This is a genomic window from Arthrobacter sp. BG3 (assembly GCF_056680185.1).
Window position 1 is genome coordinate 1,226,779 of record NZ_CM155270.1, and the last position, 18,346, is coordinate 1,245,124.

The following is an 18,346-nucleotide window of genomic DNA, read 5'->3' on the forward strand; positions in this document are numbered from 1 at the left end:
CCGCGGTTCAGGCCCCCGCGGCTGCCGGCGCGGACGACCGGGCCACGTGCCCCCATGCGAGCTCACGGAGCCGGACCAGGTCCAGCGCCGGCTGGGCGGGCGGGACGCCGGGACGGCTACGCGGCACCAGGACGCGCAGCGCGGCCGGTTCGATCGTGCACCTCACCGGAGTGGGAATCATCAGCGCCTCGCCGTCCACTCCGACGGGGATCTCGGGGGCATCGGCGTCGACCACCACCTCCGCGGCGGTGCGCTGGATCAGGCCACGCTTCGACGCCCGGCGCAGCAGGCTGACAGCCTCGCGGGTGCTGGAGGCGGAGAGCGCCACCGCACCGAGCACGCCCCGGTCGAGCCGGGTGCGGCGGCCCAGGCCGGCAAGGTCATGGCTGCCGTAGGGACAATTGCTCACCAGCACCGCCTGCGGCCCGTCCACCCTCGTGCCGTCCATCCGGGCGTGCAGCCGCGCGCCCTTGTCGCCCTTGATCAGGTCCGGGAGCATCTGCAGCACGGTGCCGGCTTTGTCGTCACGGTACTCCGGGCTCTGCACCACCTCGGCGTAGACCCCGAAGGAGGCATTGTTGACGAAGGTGCGGCCGTTGATCTTGCCCAGGTCGATGTGGAGCTCGACGCCGTCCCGGAGGGCATCCAGGCAGCCCGTGGGGTCCTCCCGGTCCAGGCCGAGGTCCAGGGCGAAATGGTTGCGGGTGCCGGCGCTGATCACCAGGAACGGCAGGTTGTGCTCGGCCGCGATGCCGGCCACCAGCGCCTGCGTTCCGTCGCCACCGGCGACGCCGAGCAGGTCCGCTCCCCGTTCCACCGCGTCCCGGGCCAGGGCGGCGACGTCGATTTTGTCCGGGCCCTCCAGCAGCGCCACCTCGGCGCCGAGTTCCTCCGCCTTCCGCTGCAGCTCGAACTTCACCACCTTGCCCCCGCCGGACCGCGGATTCATCACCACGAAGGGATGCCGCCAGGAGGGGGCCGGGTACTCGACCATCTTCGACCCTTCCCGCGGCTCCCGGAGGGCAGCGCGGGCACAGACCAGCGCCACAAAAACCAGCCCGACGGTGATCATGACCTCCAGCAGCAGGCCCGCCTGGATGAACAGGAACAGGACCACCAGCGGGGCGAGTACCGCCAGCGCCAGCGCAAACCAGCGCAGAAGGCCGCGGCTGATGAGGAACCAGTAGATCCCCGCCACCATCACCACGAGCCCGCCGGCCGCCGTCACCAGCAGCGCGATAGTGCCCGCCAGCCCGGCAGCCACCAGCGGGACCGCCGCCGCGCAGACGACCGCGACGAAGGCGAACCGAGCCCACCACCGCCGGGTCTCGGGGACTTCTTCGAGAGGGATGACAGTCATGTCCTGCTCCTTGCGGTAATCCGGCCCGGGGCCGGCACCTCGCCTGGTCTGCCGGCCTGCGGCCCAGCCGTCAGGTCTTTATTTTCGCGACGGTCATCAGGATCGCCGAGTCCTCTTCGGCTTCCAGACTGTGCAGCCCGTCCGGCACGATCAGCAGGTCCCCGGTCTTCCCCTGCCAGGAGTCATTGCCGGAGCGAAGCCGGACGCAGCCGCGGAGCACAAAAACGGTCGCTTCTCCCGGGTTCTGGTGCTCGCTCAACTGCGTTCCCGCCCGGAACGCCATCACCGTCTGGCGGAGGGTTTTCTCATGGCCGCCAAAGGCCGTGTCCGCGGCACGGCCGCTCGGTGCCGCCACCGCAGCCGCGATCTGCTGACGGGCAAGGGCGTCGAGCGATATCTTCTGCATGGGCCCACCCTACTCAGAAACGGGCCCGCTGCCGAGGGACCTTTGCCCCGGTCGGGGCTCGGGCTGCCTTTCCCGGCAACACCGCACTTTGTGCAACTTTCCCGGGAAGTCCTACCCTGAGACCAACGGCCCGCACCGTGGCCGCCCCTGTCCACCCCAACCTGTCGCAACCTGTCGCACTGGAGCTGCCCCCATGACCGAGGCCATCGACGACGCCGGGCTCCGCCGGCTCGCGGACGTCACCTTTGGCCTGACGCACCTCCGCGAGGGCCAGCTCGCCGGGATGCGCGCCCTCGCCGCCGGCCGGGACGTCCTTGCCGTCATGCCCACCGGCTATGGGAAGTCGGCCATGTACCAGGTGCCCGGCCTGCTGCTGCACCGACAGCAGCACCGGCCCACCGTCGTCGTGTCCCCGCTGATCTCCCTGCAGGAGGACCAGCTGGACGGGCTACGGGAAGCGGCGGGGCCCGGCGGCGCCGTCGCGGTCAACTCCTCGCACAGCGCCGCCGAGCAGGAGCGTGCGTGGCGGGCGGTGCAAGACGGCGGCGCGGCGTTCCTCTTCCTCGCTCCGGAACAGCTGGCCAAGCCCAGCACGGTGGAACGGATCGCGGCGCTGAACATCGCCCTCTTCGTGGTGGACGAGGCACACTGTGTCTCCTCCTGGGGGCACGATTTCCGGCCCGACTACCTCCGGCTCGGCGAGGTCCGCGAGCGTCTCGGCAACCCGACCACCGCCGCGTTGACGGCCACGGCCTCTCCCCCGGTGCGCGAGGAGATCCTGGGCCGCCTCGGCATGGCCAACCCGCTGGTCCTGGTCCACGGCTTCGACCGGCCCAACATCCGGCTGGAGGTGCTCCGCCACCATGAGGACAAGGAAAAGCGCCGGGCCGTTGTCGAACAGGTCGCCGGGCTCGTCACCGGAGGGCGCGGGCCCGGGCTGCTGTATGCCGCCAAGCGCAAGGACACCGAAAAGTACGCCCTGAAGCTGGCCCGGAACGGCCTCCGCGCGGCGGCCTATCACGCCGGCCGGACGTCCTCCGAGCGGGAGCTGGTCCACCAGCAGTTCCTCGACGGCGGCCTGGACGTGGTGGTGGCTACCACCGCGTTCGGCATGGGGATCGACAAGCCCGACGTCCGCTTCGTCGTCCACGCGGACATCCCGGAGTCCCTGGACAGCTACTACCAGCAGATCGGCCGCGCCGGTCGGGACGGCCAGCCCGCCCTCGCGGTGCTGCACTACCGTTCTGAAGACCTCGGGCTGCGGCGCTACTTCGCCACCCACAGCCCCGACGAGGCCGCGCTGCTGGCCGTCCTCACCGTGCTGCGCGAGGCGGGCAGGCCGCTGCCGCCACCAACACTGGCCGAATGGACCGCTTTGCCGCTCCGGCGGGTCACCGGCCTGCTGAACCAGTTGCAGGACACCGGCGCCGTCACCGCCGGCCACGACGGCGTCCGGCTCGACCCGGCTGCCGACCCCGCGCACGTGGTGAAACGCGCCGTCGAACTCGCCGCCGCCCGCGAGCGGGTGGACAAGTCCCGGATCGCGATGATCCGCAGCTACGCCGAGACGCACCGCTGCCGCCGCCAGTTCCTGCTCGGTTACTTCGGCGAGGACCTGGCCGGGTCCTGCGGGAACTGCGACAACTGCACCACCGGCACCACGCGGCTGCCGGAGCACGACGGTGTTGCTGCCGACGGTGTTGCCGCCGCCGGCGTTACTGCCGGCCTAGGTACTGCCTCCCCCGGCGGGGACGCCCAAGGTGCGGACGCCGACAGCGGGGACGCCGGCGTCGACGAGGCCAGCGGCACCGACGCGTTCCCACTGAACTCCCGCGTGGAGCATGCCCTCTGGGGACCCGGGCTGGTCATGGGGCACGACGGCGACCTGCTCACTGTGCTCTTCGACCGCGAGGGCTACCGGACGCTGTCCCGCAAAGCCGTCCTGGGCCACGGCCTGCTCACACTCAGTACACCACCCGGAAATTACTGAACGCCCCCGTGGCCCGGGAGATCGATTCCTCCACGGTCTCCACCCGCCCCGGCGCCTCCGGCGAGCGCAGCCAGCCCCGGAACTGGAGCACCACTGACTGGGGACCCTCCGCCACGATGCCCACCGAACCGTCGCTGTTGTTCCTGACCGTACCCGTCAGCCCCAGCTCCTCGGCCTGGCGCACTGTCCAGTAGCGGAAACCGACGGCCTGCACCACGCCGTCCACCCGCGCAGACAGCCGGACCCACTCGCCGGAATCACCCTTCGGAAACTCAGCCATGCTCCCAATGTAGCGCCCCTTCCGGAGACCACGGCCAGAGGAGAAACGCGCTATCCACATAGGGACCTTTGCCCCTTACCTCTCATGCACCCAGACGGGAACAATGGTCAAGTGCGCTGCGGGGACGTGTCGAGAAAACGGCATGGCACATGGATGTGCCTCACCCTCCCGCCGTGCTGCATTGCCCGAAAGGACAAAAAAGATGGCAGGACAATTCGAAATCTTCACGGACGCTGAGGACAATGTCCGTTTCCGGCTTCTCGGCGCCGACGGTACGGTTTTGGCGATTTCCAAGGCTTTTGATGACAAGCGCTCGGCCGCGGACGGCATCATGGCAGTCCGCGAATGCGCCGGCACCGGCCTGATCAAGGAAGCCCACACCAACGCATGGGGCGGCATAGGCCGGACCAGGGCTGGCCTGCCGACGCCGGCCCATCGCCGCCACCGGCATATCCCCGCCGTCTAGGCGGAGAAACAGCAAGACCCGGGCAGGCAGCCCGGCAGTATCGGGAGCCGCAATGGACGAAGCACGGGTCCACATCAGCGGCTTCCGAATGGACTTCGGTGACACCACCGTGGTCCGCGACCTCTCCTTTGACGTGCGCGCCGGGGAGACTTTCGGTTTCCTCGGCAGCAACGGCTCCGGCAAGACCACCACCATCCGGGCGCTGCTGGGCATCTATGAGCCCACCGCCGGAATCCTCCACATCAACGGCCGGGTCTTCAAACCCGAGCACGGCGACAGGCTGGGCTACCTTCCCGAAGAGCGCGGGCTCTACAAGAAGGAAAAGGTCATCGACATCATGACCTACTTCGGCCGGCTTAAAGGGATGGAGCGGCGGACCGCGAAGCGATGGTCGCTCGAGTACTTGGACCGGGTGGCACTGGCGGACCGTGCCTCCGCCGTGCTGGACAAGCTCTCCAGCGGGCAGCAGCAGAAGGTCCAGCTCGGGGTCACCATCATGAACAATCCCGAGCTCCTGATCCTGGACGAGCCCACGAAGGGCTTTGACCCGGTCAACCGGCGCCTTCTGATGGACATCATCGCCGAGCAGAAGCAGGGCGGTGCCACCGTGGTCATGGTGACCCACCAGATGGAGGAGGTGGAGCGGCTCTGCGACCGCGTCATCCTGCTCAAGGACGGCACCGCGGAAGCCTACGGGACGATCGATGAGGTACAGAACAAGTACGGCGGCCGCATCGTCCGGATCAGGCACACGGGTCCCATCCCCCGCTCACGGCACTACGAGGTGATGCTCGAGGAGACCAACTATTCGGAGCTCTCCATCACCGACGCCACTGACGAGGCCGTCATCCTCAAGGACCTGGTCGACGCGGGCGTGACCGTCCGGAGCTTCACCACCACGAAGATCTCCCTCGAGGACATCTTCATCCGGGTCTACGGCGACCAGAACCAGCCTTCCGGCTCGGGAACTGCCGGGGCCGCCGGCAGCGCCGCCCCCGCATCATCCCGGCCGCGGGAAGGGGGGTAGCCGTGGCGCAGCACAACCTCGGCACGGTGGTGAGCTTCGAGTTCATCCGCACCGTGACCAAACGCCGGTTCTGGATCGGCACCCTGTCCGTCCCGATCATCATGGCCGTGGTCTTCGGCCTGATTTACCTCAGCAACACCACCACGGACACCGCTGCCGCGGCCCAGAAAAGCGCCCAGTTCAGCATTTCCTACACCGATGCCTCCGGACTGATCACCGCCCAGGACGCCGCGGTCTTCGGGGCCGCCGCCGCTGTATCGCCCGACGCAGGGATCCAGGCCGTGCAGTCCGGCGCCGTGGACGCCTACTTCGCCTACCCCGCCCACCCCGAGACAACGGCCGTTCTGGTCCACGGCGCGGACAAGGGGATCTTCGAGAACGGCAAGTATGCCGCCGTCGCGCAGGCCATGCTGACGCACGCCGTCGAACAGAGGATCGGTTCACCCCAGCTGTCCGCGCTTGCGGCCGGGAAGGTGCAGGTCGAGACGGTCACCTATGACGGTGCCAAGGAGTCCGGCGGCCTTGGCTCGGTGATTCCGCCGCTGTTCTTCCTGGTCATCTTCTACGGGCTGATCGTGCTCCTGGCCGGGCAGATGCTCAACTCCACGCTGGAGGAGAAGGAGAACCGCGTCACCGAGATGATCCTGACCACCCTCAAACCGAGGACGCTCATTGCGGGCAAGGTGATCGCGTTGTTCGGGATCGGACTGGTGCAGATGCTCGTGTTCCTCTCCCCCGTCGTGATCGGCCGGCTGTTCTTCCCGAAGGAGCTCAGTCTCACGGCGCTGGACCTGCCGCCGCTGATCCTGGACCCGGTCCGGATGACGGTGGGGCTGCTGATCCTGGTCGGCGGCTTCGCCCTGTTTACCACCACCCTCGTGGCCATCGGCGCCGTGATGCCCACCGCCAAGGAGGCCGGGAACTTCATGGGCGTGATGATGGCGCTGATCTTTGTGCCCTTCTATGCCGTGGCCCTGGTGATCTCCGATCCGCAGTCCGTGATCGTGCAGATCTTCACCTACTTCCCGTTCTCGGCCCCGGTCACCGCCCTGCTGCGCAACGGCTTCGGCTCCCTGAGCTTGCCCGAGGCTGCGATCGTGATCGTGATCCTCTTCGTGGGCGCGGCCGTGATGCTCCGCCTCGCTGTCCGGCTGTTCCAGTACGGCTCGATCTCCTACACCTCGAAGGTCAACATCCGGACGGCCCTGCGTGCCGGCTCGCGGCACCCCGCCGCTGATAAGCCTCCGACGACGGCGGCGGGCAGCTGAGGACGAGCAGCTGAGGACGGACACCTAAGGGCGACCTGGCTACTGGGTTGCGAGAAACTTCCTGATCGCCTCGGCCATGGGCTTGGACTGGGTCCAGTGCAGGTAATGGCTTCCGGCGAGGGGGACGATGTCGTGGCGTTTGACGTTCTTCAGGAGATTCTCGAGCGCCGCAGCCTTGCCGGCGGTCTCCGGGGACCCGTCGTCGGCGACGAAAGCGAGCACGGGCAGCCCGTCGGGATAGCTGAGTCCGCGCAGGTCCGAGGCGTTGTTCCCGGTCCGTGCCGTCTCATCGGCGACGGCCTGGTTGCCAAAGTTCCAGCTCATCATCAGGCGCATGCGTTCGCGTTCCTGCGGCGTGTAGGCGTCACCGTCCGGTTCCGCGAGGCCGGGGGCCACTGCGAGGACGTCCCGGACCACTCCCGTGACCGAGAGCATGCGTGCTGCCGCGCCGAGGATTCCTGACTCCACGCTCACCGGCCCGCCCATGGCTTTCGGCACGGTGGCGTCGATCCCGATCACGGCTGCCACCTCCGCAGGGTAGCGGTTGGCGTAGTCCAGCATGTAGAAGCCGGCGATCGAGTGACCGGCCAGAACATACGGCTGGGTGATGCTGAGCTTTACGAGCACCTCGTGGAGTTCATTGTTAATGTTCTCGTTGCTGCGCTCGCTGGCGCTCATGTCGGAGTAGCCGTAGCCGAATCCCTCAACAACCGTGACGTTGTAGTCGCCCAGTTCGCGGACCAGCGGGGCGAAGTCCAGCGCCGGCGCGGCTGTTCCCAGGCCGCTGAGCAGCACGATCGGCTGGCCGGGGTGGCCGTTCCGGAGGACATTGACCGCTCCGCCGGAAATCTCAATCCGTTCGCCATAAGGGGTAATGCTGGCCCGTTCCTGCCGCTCCAGCAGCAGGTTGGCGCCCGTCGAGGCCAGGCACAGACCGGCGGCAACCAGGGCCGCCACGGCGAGGATCCGCCATCCCCTCCGCCGCCTCGGCAGGCGCCGGCCGGGAACGGGGCCGGCAGCGGCGGGGGTGGCATCGGCAGCAGCGTTGGCGGTGCTATCGGCGGGAACGTTGGTGCTAACGGCGTCGACAGCTTTGGGGTTGCCATCGGGGGCAGCCGGCTTGGGTGAGGAAGCGTCCGTGCGGCGAGGGTTGATCCTCATGGCGAGCCTCTCAGTGCCGAAAGCGGTGCCAGGACGAACGGGCTGGTACGGCAAGGGTAGCCCCGCTGGCACTGCGCGGGACAGGCCCGGAACGGCTATTTCCCGGCCGGAGCACCCGCCGGGTTCCCCACCGGCGCACCCGCCGGACGCAGCGAGGTGATCATCTTCCGGATGTCCTGGTACTCCAGGGTCGAGGTGTACAGCCTGGCCTTCTCCAGATACGGCAGCGCGGGACCCCCGGGCGTGACATTGTTCTCCGGGTTGTATGTCCCGCCGAAGAAGGCACCGCCCGGCGGCCAGAGGAACAGGTGGAACATCGGGCACGCCGTATCGCCGGCCCCTTCGGGGACCGTGGTGATGCCGTAGGCGGCGATGGTGGACTGCGTGGCCGCCGCGCCGGCGTCCTCGCCCCGGGACTCGAACACGTAGCGGGGCACCCCGCCGTCGCCGGCCCCGCTCTCGGCTAGGGCAAGCATGGGCGCCGAATCGTAGACCTGGTACGGGGCCTTATCGAGGCATTCCGCCCCGGTGACGATGTTGGTCCGCAGACCCGCCATCGGTTTCCCCGCGGCATTCAGCACGTCCACGAAATCTCCGGCGAGCGCCCCGCCGGGGTCCTTGACCGTCCAGCCGGCGGGGTAGTCGAACGACAACTCCCCATTCGCCGTCGTGAACGTCGCCCAGCCCGGTGCGGGTCCCTCCGACGCCGGGCCGTCGGCCGGCGTCGTGGCGGATGGCGTCGTGGCGGGCGGGGACACAGTGTTTCCCTGGCTCTGGCTTTCCGAGGCGGCGCCGGCCGGCGGGGCCGGCGCCAAACCGCAGGACGTTAGCAGCAGCACCGCACTGAGGGCGGCGCCGGCAGCGGCGCAGAGGGCGGCGCCGGGTGAAGCCGCCGGAATCCTCACGTCATTTCTTTCCGACCGGCCGCAGTGAAGTGATCGCCTGCTTGACGTACTTGTATTCGGTGGTGTCCTTGTACACCTCGGGGGTATCCACGTGCGGGGGGCCGCCCGGGGTGGTGTCGAACGGGTCGTAGACACCGCCGAACGCGGCGCCGCTGGGCGGCCAGGTGAAGACGTGGGAAATGGGGCAGGCCGTATCCCCAGTGGGTTCCGGCGCGGAGGTGATGCCGTAGGCCAGGCTCACGGACTCCGGCGGATCAGTCGAGGACGGGTCCCCTGGATCACCCGGGGACGGGTCGGTCCGCCCCTCATAGACGAACCGCGGCGTCACCCCGCCCTGGGCCAGCGCCGGGACGGGCTCGGCGTCGTACACCATAAAAGGGACCTTCTCCGTGCATTCGTCCCCCGCCGCCACATTGGTCCGCAAGGTCGCCATCGTCTTGCCGTAGTCACTGACGAGCTCCACGAACGCACCGTCCTCCGCGGACTGACCAGCCTTGACCGTCCACGCCTCCGGGTAGTCGAACGCGAGCGTGCCGTCCGACGTCGTGAACGTCTTCCAGCCCGCCGGGACCGTGGCGGTGGGCGCGGGGGCGCTGGTCTGCGGAGGGCTGGCTGTTGCGCTGGCCATCGCGCTGGCAGCCGGTGCCGACGGGGAGCCGGTGGCGGGGGCCTCTGCGGGTGACCCGCAGCCGGCAAACACGGCAGCGGCGCAGACAGCGCAAAACGTGGTGACAAATGACGCAGCCCGGCGCATGGCACCCTCCCCCTGGGAAAATTGCGTGGTTGGACAATTCTCTGGTCTTTGGCCGCCCAAACTAGGGCCTTAGGACCCTTAGCGCTCAGCCGCGCAGGCGACGAAGCACCCCCGCTCCGGCCGTGATGCTTCCCACGTTGCCCCCTGCAGATTTCAATTGGCCGCGGAAGCTTGCTAGAGCTTAAGTAATGCAAGACGTCCTTGATCCCGCCATGCCCTTCCTGGCCCCCATCCTCGCAGTGGCTCTCGCCGTGGCCTGCGGGCTCCTCGCCTCCTGGCTGGTGCGCCGGATTGTGCTCCGGCTCAACCGCAACCAGCCCGCCCTCCGCGAGACCTCCCGGGTGGCGCGGCTGCCGCTGCGTTTTGCGCTCTGCCTGATCGCCGTCCGGATCGCCCTGGGCCTGACCACGGACGACGCCGAGTGGCGCCGCAACCTGGACCACGCGCTGCAGATCGCGCTCATTGGGTCCCTCGCCTGGCTGGCGATCGCGGTGTTCCTCATCATCGAGACCATGGTGCTCTCGCGCTACCGGGTGGACGTGGCGGACAACCGCCGCGCCCGGAGGCTCCGCACCCAGGTCATCCTCGCCCGCAGGATCGGCGTCGCCCTGATCGTTATTGTGGCCCTGGGCGTCGCCATGCTGACGTTCCCTGCGATCCAGGCCCTCGGCGCAGGGCTGCTGGCCTCCGCCGGCGTGATCTCGATCGTCGCCGGCCTCGCCGCGCAGACCTCGCTGGTCAACGTCTTCGCCGGCATCCAGCTTGCCTTCACCGACGCGATCCGGGTGGACGACGTCGTGGTGGTGCAGAAGGAATGGGGCCGGATCGAGGAGATCACCCTGACCTACGTGGTGGTCCACATCTGGGATGACCGGCGGATGATCCTGCCCTCGACCTACTTCACCACCACCCCGTTCGAGAACTGGACCCGGCGGCAGTCCGAGGTCATGGGGACCGTGGAGTTCGACCTCGACTGGCGCGCGCCGGTCGAGGACATGCGCGCCGAACTCAAGCGGGTCCTGGCGGGCACAGAGCTCTGGGACAAGCGCGTGGGCATCCTGCAGATCACCGACGCCACCGCCGGTTTCGTCCGGGTCCGCATCCTGGTCAGTGCCGCCGACAGCGCCACGCTCTTTGACCTGCGCTGCCTGATCCGCGAGGAGCTGGTGCTGTTCCTGCAGCAGGAGCACCCGACGGCGCTCCCCCACGTCCGGCTCGAATCGCTCAGTGCCGCTGCGCTCGGGTCCGGCAGCACCGCCGCGTCCGGTGCGTCCGGCGGCTCCGGCGGTTCCGGCGGCTCCGGCGGCTCCGGCGGCTCCGCGAAGCGGCCGGGCAAGATCTCCGCCGCGGACGAACACAGCCGGCACCCGGCCGATCCGCACGACTCACAGCTGTTCACGGGATCGATCGAGGCGATCGAGCGCTCCAAGGCGTTCACCGGCCCCGGCGAGGAAGTGTTCGAGGACCGCGACAAGAACATCGCGGCGCAGAACTAGGGGCTCCGGACGGCTGCCCGTGCTGGCCCGTCCACATAGCTCTGGCGGGGTCTTCCCTGCCTGCGGGAACTGTTCAATAATCAGACGTTGGTGAGTCAGCGTCGATGCTGCCCGCCGGAGCCCGCTGAAGCAGCTGAGGAGTCCCATGACGGTAGAACGGCCGACTGACGAATCCCTGACGGCTCCTGCCCGCGGTTGGTTCCAGAGCGCCGTCGTCTACCAGATCTATCCGCGAAGCTTCGCCGATTCCAACGGGGACGGCATCGGGGACCTGCGCGGCATCATCAGCAAACTGGACTACCTGCGCAACCTCGGCGTCGACGTCGTCTGGCTGTCCCCGATCTACACGTCGCCGCAGGATGACAACGGCTACGACATCAGCGACTACCGGAACGTCGACCCGATCTTCGGCACCCTCGAGGAACTGCGCGAACTGACGGACGGCCTGCACGCCCGCGGGATGAAGCTGGTCATGGACCTCGTGGTCAACCACACCTCGGACGAGCACCCCTGGTTCGTGGAATCGCGCTCCTCCAAGGACAACCCCAAACGGGACTGGTACTGGTGGCGGCCGCCGCGCGGGACTGCTGCCGACGGCTCCGGCGCCGAACCGAACAACTGGGGTTCAGCGTTCTCCGGCCCCGCGTGGGAGTTCGACCAGTCCACCGGCGAGTACTACCTCCACATCTTCTCCAGGAAGCAGCCGGACCTGAACTGGGAAAACCCGCAGGTCCGGGCTGCGGTGTACGAGATGATGAACTGGTGGCTGGACCGGGGCGTGGACGGCTTCCGGATGGACGTCATCAATTTCATCTCCAAGGACACCCAGCTGCCGGACGGGCCCATCGCCGCCGGCAAGCTCTACGGCGACGGCACCCCGTTCTACATCGGCGGCCCCCGCATCCATGAATTCCTGCAGGAGATGCACCGCGAGGTCTTTGCCGGCCGCCCCGGACCGCTGCTGACCGTCGGCGAAATGCCCGGCGTCACCGTGGACGAGGCCATCCTCTTCACCGACCCGGAGCGCGCCGAGGTGGACATGGTCTTCCAGTTCGAGCACGTCGCCCTGGACCAGGAGGACGGCAACAAGTGGCGGCCCAAGAAACTCAAACTCACGGACCTCAAGAAGACTCTGGGGCGCTGGCAGACCGGCCTGGCCGAGCGCGGCTGGAACAGCCTCTACTGGGGCAATCACGACCAGGCCCGCGCGGTCTCGCGCTTCGGCGACGACGGCCAGTACCGTGAGCTCTCCGCTAAGATGCTCGCCGGCATCCTGCACCTGCACCGCGGCACGCCCTACGTCTACCAGGGCGAGGAACTCGGCATGACCAACATGACTTTCGGGGCGATCAGCGATTACCGCGACATCGAGGCCCTCGACCACCACCGCGAGGCCACCACGCACCTGGGCCACACCGACGCCGACGTCCTCGCCGCGCTGGCCCCGCTGAACCGCGACAACGCCCGCACCCCGGTTCAATGGGACGCGTCCCGGCATGCCGGATTCACCACCGGATCGCCCTGGATTGCCGTCAACCCGAACGCCAACCACATCAATGCCGCCGCCCAGATCGACGACCCCGACTCGGTGTACAGCTTCTACCGGAAGGTGATCGAGCTGCGGCATGCCGAGCCCGTGGTTTCGCATGGGGATTTCACGATGCTGCTGCCGCGGGACGAGCACGTCTATGCCTTTGTCCGGTCGCTGCCGGACACCCGGCTGCTGGTGCTCGGCAACTTTTCCGGCCAGGACCAGGAGGTGGCGCTCGACGACGCCGACGTTCCGCTTGCGTGGGGCAGCGCGGAACTGGTGCTGGGCAACTACCCCGCCGGGGCCACAGTGCCCCGGCTGCATCTGCGGCCGTGGGAGCTGAAGGTCCTGCGCGCCGGAGCAACTGGACCCGCCCGGTAAGCCCGGATCAACCATCCCGTACAACGTTCAACGATGAGTGAGGGAGCCTGACATGACCATTCCACCGGCCCGCGAACCTGAGCCTTTTCCGCCGGAACCCGGGCCCACCCCGCCCGAGCCACAACCCGGGGACCCGTTCCCGCCGGAGCCCGGGCCGGTCCCGCCGCCGGCGCCGATTCCGGAACCGGGCCCCTCGCCGGCGCCCGGTCCGTTCCCGGTACCCGGTCCGCTGCCGATTCCGGATCCCGGCCCGGTCGCGCCTCCGCGGCCGGACCCGACGCGGTTCTAGAGCTGCTCAGTCCGCGGGCCGGTACGGTTCTAGAGCTGCTCAGTCCGCGGGCCGGTACGGTTCCAAAGCCGCTCGATCGGCGGGCCGGCACGGTTCCAGCCGCTCCGTCCGCGGGCCTGCACGGTTCCGAAGCAACCGGTCGGCGGGCCGGCACGGTTCCAGCTGCTGAGTCCGCGGGCCTGATTACGCCGCGGCGATGCCGTGCAGGAAATTCCGCACTTCCGTGTTGAAGGGGTCGGGCGCTTCCATGGGGGCGAGATGCCCGACGTCGGGAATCACCGCCAGTTGTGAGCCAGGAATCTGGCGGTGCAGTTCGCGGGCCACGCTCAGCGGAGAGCGCTGATCGTCGGCGCCATAGAGCAGGAGCGTGGGAATGCTGATGGTGGGAAGCACCGGGCGGTAGTCGGCCCGGCCGCTGGCTGAGAGGAGGGCCCGCATCCCGGCCGGGCGCACGTCGGCCATGATCCGGCTGGCAGCTGCAACCACGGCGGGATCGGCCTTGTCCGTGAAGAGGGTGGGAAGCCACTCATTGATGAACTTCTCCGGCGGCTGGCCGATCTCGGCCAGCACCTGGGCGTAGCGCCGCTCCACCTCCTCGGGCGGCAGTGAGCCCGCCCAGCCGGCGTAGGCGGATGCCAGCACCAGGGAGGCGGGCATTCCGGGATACCCGCGGTACAGCTCCAGGGCCACCAGGGAACCCCACGAGAGCCCGAGAAGGTGCGGCTTTGCCGGCACGGCCGCGCGCAGGTATCCGGCCGTGAGTGTGCCGAGCTCCTCAGCGGACAAGTCAGGAGCCGAGTTGTCCGACTGCCCGCACCCGGGAGCGTCCCAGACGAACACTGTGAACTCGTCCGAGAGGCCTTCCAGCTGCCGACCCCAGATCCGGCTGTCCTCCCCAACGCCGTGGAACAGGACCAGTGCCGGTCCCTGGCCAACCCGCTGATACCCGATCCGAAGCCCATCAACCTCGACGGTGTCCATAATCCAATGCTAGGCCGGTCACCCGTGCCCGGGCAGGACCGCGACGCGCCAAACCGCCCGCGACGCGCAAAAGACCCCTCGACGCCGGAATTCGGCAGCGAGGGGTCTTTGGCGCGACAGCAGGAAAAATACGCGTCGCTGGCGCTGGCTACGGCAGGATGATATCCCGGGTCCGGTGGTCGTAGTGGATGACCAGCAGGCCGCCGGGGTGGTGCACCTCGTGGTTGGCGCCATCGAAGGCACCGAAGGCGCCGAAGTTCTCGTCCCAGGAGCGGTTCAGCGCGATCTTGAAAGTGTAGGAACCGGCCGGGAGATCCGCCGCGATCTTCCAGAGCTGATCGACGAGGTCCAGTTCCATCTGGGATTCATCGTATTGCGGGGCCCAGTTGGCCGGCGCGCCCAGCAGGACGTTGAAATCGCCTGCGACGGCAACCGCTTCCGGCTGCTCAATGGTCTCGACGCTGACGGCGAGTGCCTCGGCCGCGGGGGCTGCCGCACCGGCCGCAGGAGTCGCGGCCGTTGCCGTTTCGGCGGCCGGGGTCGTTGCGGGTGCCTTGCGTTTGCGGACCGCCTTGGCGACGGGAGCAACCGCTTCTTCGACCAGTTTGGCAGCCTTGCCGGCGACCTTTTCGGCAACCTTTGCCGCCTTCGGGGCCGTCTTCGGGGCGGCGGCCTTGGCAGCAGGCTTCACGGCCGGTGCGGACGGAAGGGGTGTGTCGGCGGGAACGGGAGTTCCGGCGTCGAGCGCTGCGGCGAAAGCGGCAGGGTCAGCGAACGCGACGGTGGCGCGCTGGCCGTCCTCGGTGATCGTCCAGCCCGAACGGCCCTTGACGAGCCAGCCTGCCTTGACCAACTTCGCCGTGGCGCTGGTCAGGGTCTTGTGGCCGCGGGGAATTCCGCCGCTGAGCAGTTCACGCTCGAACTCATTGAGCGGAACGCGTGCGATTGCTTCGCCCAGGACTGCACCGGCATTCAGCTTCTCGCCCGTCCACACCTCCTCTGCCAGAACGTCCAGTACGGCCTTCAGTCGACGGTTGGTGTTTTCGGCAGTGTTCTCGGCCATGGGTCTCCTTTAGAAGCAATTGATCCACCTGCATTTTGCCAAGGATCATCGAGTTTCCGCGAGTCGGGATCGGTTAACTCTGTGTGTCGTGACCCACTATTACACCCCAAACCGGGGTCCGCGAGGGGCGAACGCACGGTACCCGCCAGTAGCAAGAGCAACGCGGGGTCACCTACGGCCCATCCGGCACCCCGGGATGGGCCGTAGGTGACCCCGCGTTGCTGGATGGTACTAGGGCTTGGGGATCAGGACGGGGGTGCTCCGCTTGTAGGCCTCATAGTCGGCCTGGCCGCCCCATTTCCTGTCCGACTTCGTTTCCAGGAGCGGCACGCCGCTGACCTTGGTGAGCAGCAGTGTGACGAACACCGGGGAGATCAGGGCAACCCACTGCCAGCCCTGCAGCGCCGGCAGGGCGATGATCGCGACACCGATCCAGAGCAGGATCTCGCCGAAGTAGTTCGGGTGGCGGGACTTGGACCACAGCCCGCTGGAGATGAATTGGCCTTTGTTGGCGGGGTCGGCGTTGAAGCGGCTCTTCTGCTTGTCGGCCACAATTTCGAATCCGAAGCCGACGGCCCAGACCAGGAAACCGACCAGCGCGAACCAGTCGAGGCCGACCCTGGTGGCCGACGTGATGGCCACCCACGCTGCGGCCGCAGTAAGAACAACCCAGAGCCCCTGGATGGTCCACACGTTGAGGAACCGCACGAAGGAGGGCTTGATCTCGTCGAAGCGGTCGTCCTTGCCGGCCTTGCTGATGCGGCGGAACAGGAAACTCCCAAGCCTCACGGCCCAGGCGAGCACCATAGCCGCCAGCAGCAGCGCCCGCGCGTCGACCCCCGGGGTGAGCAGGACCAGCAACAGTGTGATGGCGATATAGGTCAAGGAACCCGTCAGGTCGAAAAACCTCTCGGTCTGGGCTTTGAACGAGGGAATGAACACCAGCCACTGAATGAGGAACGCGGCCCCAACTGCCATGGCGAAAACGGGAATCCCTCCCAGGGTGGCCCCGCCCTGCGAGCCTGCCGCGGCGACGAGTGCCGCCAGCAGCACCACCACGGGGAGGACGATGAGCGACTTACGGTGTGAATCCTTCACCAGGATTTCCTTTCATCCGCGGAGCGGGCCGCGGCCAATTCGGCTGGAGACGTCGTTCCGGGCATCACCATTTTTAGCAATCCAAGGAGATGATCAAATAAGATTGAATAATAGTTCATCGAACTAGATTGTCGAAGAACGGGATCCGGAACCTAAGGAGTGGACATGAGCGCGCCGCAGCACCACCCGGCCACGCCGGCCCTGCAGAGCCTGTTCACCCTCGCCAATGAAACCGAGTGGGAGATCGCCCGCGGCATGGGGCTGACACTCACTGATTACCGGGCACTGTCCGCGCTCGGACGTTCGGGGCCGGTCACCGCGGGAAAACTCGCCGAAGAATTGGGCGCAACGCCCGCCACCACCACCGCCATCATTAGCCGGCTGGAGTCCCGCGGCTTCGTGGCACGCCACCGGAGCACCGATGACCGCCGCCAGGTCCAAGTGAGCGCCACACCGGCGGCCTCCCGCGGAATGATGAACCTGATGCGGCCCCTCCTGGACGCCACCAACGAGCACATCAATGCCCTGGCCGCCGCCGACCAGGCCGCCGTCGCAGACTTCCTCGACGTCGCCCAGCACCTGATGCGGGACCACTTGCACACACTTTCGGAGAAGGACGCCCGATGAGAGAGTTCACCACCCCGCTGCTGGCCGATCCGTCCGGTCACCGGAACGCGACAGACCTGCTCATGCAGCGGTTCCGGGCCTCCCCCGAACACATAGCTTTCGAGGTACGGTCTGCGGATGCCGCGATCACGGACCCCTGGCGCCAGGTGAGCACCCGGCAGTTCGTTGACGAGGTCCGGGCCCTGGCCAAGGGCTTCATCGCGGCAGGCCTCCGGCCCGGCGAATCGCTCGCCATCATGTCCCCCACCCGGTACGAGTGGGCGCTGGCGGACATGGCAGCGTGGTTCGCCGGCGCCGTCGTCGTCCCGGTTTACGAGACGTCGGCCGCTGCCCAGGTGGCTGCGATCCTCGCCGACGCCGACGTGCGCCTCGCGGTAGCGGGCACCGCTGGGCATGCTCTCCTGCTGGAGCAGGGGTTCGAACAGGCCGGGACGCCGGGCCTGGGGGTCTGGACCATGGATGCCCGCCCGGGAGCGGACCTGGCCGAGCTGGTGCGTCTTGGCGCCGGGATACCCGACAAGGCGGTCGAGGAGCGGCGCCTGCTGGCAGATCTGGACTCGGTGGCAACCATCGTTTACACCTCCGGCACCACGGCCGCGCCCAAAGGTGCCCTCATCACCCATGGCAACTTCGTGGGACAGGTGCTGAACGTGGCGGCCGCCTACACCGGCGTGGTCCGCGAGAGCGGCAACACCATCATCTTCCTGCCGATGGCCCATGTGCTGGCCCGCGGGCTGCAGCTGACCTGCGTGGCCAACGGGATGCGCATCGCGCACCTGTCCGACCCCCGGGAGGTCGTGCCCGCCCTCGGCGCCCTGAAGCCCACCTTCCTCGTAGTGGTGCCCCGCGTGCTGCAGAAGATCCAGGCGTCCGCGGCGGCCGCCGCGGCGAAGAAGAACCTCGGACCGGTGTGGGCGGCAGCGCAAAGCACCGCGGTGGCCTGGGGCCGGTTCGCCGAAGCCCGCGACGCCGACCCGGCCGCGCGGGCCGGGCTGGGCCTGCGGGCCAGGCACGCCCTGTTCGATCTCCTGTTCTACGCACGGCTCCGGAAGCTGATGGGCGGACGCCTCGACTACCTGCTCTCCGGTGCCGCCGCGCTCGACGCCGAGCTGTCCCTCTTCTTCCGCGGCCTCGGCCTGCCGGTCATCGAGGGCTACGGCCTTACCGAAACAACCGCCCCGCTGACCGGGAACATGCCCGGGGCGATCAAGGCCGGGACGGTGGGCATTCCGATGCCCGGCACAACAGTGCGCCTTTCGGACC

The 18,346-nt window shown here is 68.1% G+C and carries 16 protein-coding genes and 1 pseudogene; 8 read left to right on the forward strand and 9 right to left on the reverse strand.

Features of this window, described 5'->3' with window-relative positions:
* Window positions 1-7: 7 nt before the first annotated feature.
* Together AC1MFL_RS05370 and AC1MFL_RS05375 are read right to left on the reverse strand one after the other, a co-directional pair.
* Window positions 8-1,360, reverse strand: a complete 1,353-nt coding sequence (locus tag AC1MFL_RS05370; protein ID WP_479813858.1) for a diacylglycerol/lipid kinase family protein — start codon at window positions 1,358-1,360, stop codon at window positions 8-10.
* A 70-nt stretch (window positions 1,361-1,430) separates the two neighbouring features.
* Window positions 1,431-1,766, reverse strand: a complete 336-nt coding sequence (locus tag AC1MFL_RS05375; RefSeq protein WP_479813860.1) for a cupin domain-containing protein — start codon at window positions 1,764-1,766, stop codon at window positions 1,431-1,433.
* 193 nt (window positions 1,767-1,959) lie between these two features.
* Here AC1MFL_RS05375 and AC1MFL_RS05380 point away from each other — a divergent pair, with 193 nt between their 5' ends.
* Entirely contained in the window at window positions 1,960-3,756 is a 1,797-nt protein-coding gene (locus tag AC1MFL_RS05380; RefSeq protein ID WP_479813862.1) for a RecQ family ATP-dependent DNA helicase, read from the forward strand.
* Here the strand turns inward: AC1MFL_RS05380 and AC1MFL_RS05385 are convergent.
* Window positions 3,731-4,036: an acylphosphatase gene (locus AC1MFL_RS05385; RefSeq protein WP_479813864.1), complete on the reverse strand. Its 306-nt coding sequence runs from the start codon at window positions 4,034-4,036 to the stop codon at window positions 3,731-3,733. The genes AC1MFL_RS05380 and AC1MFL_RS05385 overlap by 26 nt on opposite strands.
* A gap of 202 nt (window positions 4,037-4,238) precedes the next feature.
* On the opposite strand from AC1MFL_RS05385, the gene AC1MFL_RS05390 reads away from it, so the two are divergent.
* From AC1MFL_RS05390 to AC1MFL_RS05400, 3 genes are read left to right on the forward strand one after another with little or no spacing between them, the layout of a single operon-like run.
* On the forward strand, window positions 4,239-4,502 hold the full coding sequence (locus AC1MFL_RS05390; protein WP_479813866.1) for a YegP family protein: 264 nt from the start codon (window positions 4,239-4,241) through the stop codon (window positions 4,500-4,502).
* A gap of 52 nt (window positions 4,503-4,554) precedes the next feature.
* Window positions 4,555-5,529 carry an ABC transporter ATP-binding protein gene (locus AC1MFL_RS05395; protein ID WP_479813868.1) on the forward strand — a complete coding sequence of 325 codons (975 nt, stop codon included), beginning with the start codon at window positions 4,555-4,557 and terminating at the stop codon, window positions 5,527-5,529.
* Between the two features lie 2 nt (window positions 5,530-5,531).
* Window positions 5,532-6,797: an ABC transporter permease gene (locus AC1MFL_RS05400; RefSeq protein WP_479813870.1), complete on the forward strand. Its 1,266-nt coding sequence runs from the start codon at window positions 5,532-5,534 to the stop codon at window positions 6,795-6,797.
* Window positions 6,798-6,836: 39 nt separating this feature from the next.
* Here the strand turns inward: AC1MFL_RS05400 and AC1MFL_RS05405 are convergent, their stop codons facing one another.
* The 3 genes from AC1MFL_RS05405 to AC1MFL_RS05415 all read right to left on the reverse strand — a co-directional run bounded on the left by AC1MFL_RS05405 (window position 6,837) and on the right by AC1MFL_RS05415 (window position 9,617).
* Window positions 6,837-7,958, reverse strand: a complete 1,122-nt coding sequence (locus AC1MFL_RS05405) for an alpha/beta fold hydrolase (protein ID WP_479813871.1) — start codon at window positions 7,956-7,958, stop codon at window positions 6,837-6,839.
* A gap of 95 nt (window positions 7,959-8,053) precedes the next feature.
* Window positions 8,054-8,863, reverse strand: a complete 810-nt coding sequence (locus AC1MFL_RS05410; RefSeq protein WP_479813873.1) for a hypothetical protein — start codon at window positions 8,861-8,863, stop codon at window positions 8,054-8,056.
* A 1-nt stretch (window position 8,864) separates the two neighbouring features.
* Window positions 8,865-9,617 carry a hypothetical protein gene (locus AC1MFL_RS05415; protein ID WP_479813875.1) on the reverse strand — a complete coding sequence of 251 codons (753 nt, stop codon included), beginning with the start codon at window positions 9,615-9,617 and terminating at the stop codon, window positions 8,865-8,867.
* A 188-nt stretch (window positions 9,618-9,805) separates the two neighbouring features.
* Between AC1MFL_RS05415 and AC1MFL_RS05420 the strand changes: the two genes are divergently transcribed.
* Together AC1MFL_RS05420 and AC1MFL_RS05425 are read left to right on the forward strand one after the other, a co-directional pair.
* Window positions 9,806-11,113, forward strand: coding sequence for a mechanosensitive ion channel family protein (locus AC1MFL_RS05420; RefSeq protein ID WP_479813877.1), 1,308 nt, complete (start codon window positions 9,806-9,808; stop codon window positions 11,111-11,113).
* Window positions 11,114-11,258: 145 nt separating this feature from the next.
* Window positions 11,259-13,025: a glycoside hydrolase family 13 protein gene (locus AC1MFL_RS05425; protein WP_479813879.1), complete on the forward strand. Its 1,767-nt coding sequence runs from the start codon at window positions 11,259-11,261 to the stop codon at window positions 13,023-13,025.
* 472 nt (window positions 13,026-13,497) lie between these two features.
* Here AC1MFL_RS05425 and AC1MFL_RS05430 read toward each other — a convergent pair whose 3' ends face one another.
* From AC1MFL_RS05430 to AC1MFL_RS05440, 3 genes are all read right to left on the reverse strand, one after another.
* Window positions 13,498-14,295 (reverse strand): alpha/beta fold hydrolase, encoded by a 798-nt coding sequence (locus AC1MFL_RS05430; protein ID WP_479813881.1) that lies wholly within the window; start codon window positions 14,293-14,295, stop codon window positions 13,498-13,500.
* Between the two features lie 148 nt (window positions 14,296-14,443).
* Window positions 14,444-15,358 carry a pullulanase X25 domain-containing protein gene (locus tag AC1MFL_RS05435; protein WP_479813883.1) on the reverse strand — a complete coding sequence of 305 codons (915 nt, stop codon included), beginning with the start codon at window positions 15,356-15,358 and terminating at the stop codon, window positions 14,444-14,446.
* 231 nt (window positions 15,359-15,589) lie between these two features.
* Window positions 15,590-16,456 (reverse strand): DUF1295 domain-containing protein, encoded by an 867-nt coding sequence (locus tag AC1MFL_RS05440; protein ID WP_479813885.1) that lies wholly within the window; start codon window positions 16,454-16,456, stop codon window positions 15,590-15,592.
* Window positions 16,457-16,621: 165 nt separating this feature from the next.
* On the opposite strand from AC1MFL_RS05440, the gene AC1MFL_RS05445 reads away from it, so the two are divergent.
* Both AC1MFL_RS05445 and AC1MFL_RS05450 read left to right on the forward strand, forming a co-directional pair.
* Entirely contained in the window at window positions 16,622-17,083 is a 462-nt protein-coding gene (locus AC1MFL_RS05445; protein ID WP_479813886.1) for a MarR family winged helix-turn-helix transcriptional regulator, read from the forward strand.
* Between the two features lie 62 nt (window positions 17,084-17,145).
* Window positions 17,146-18,330 (forward strand): annotated as a pseudogene (locus AC1MFL_RS05450) (AMP-binding protein); the annotation flags it as partial.
* Window positions 18,331-18,346 lie beyond the last annotated feature (16 nt).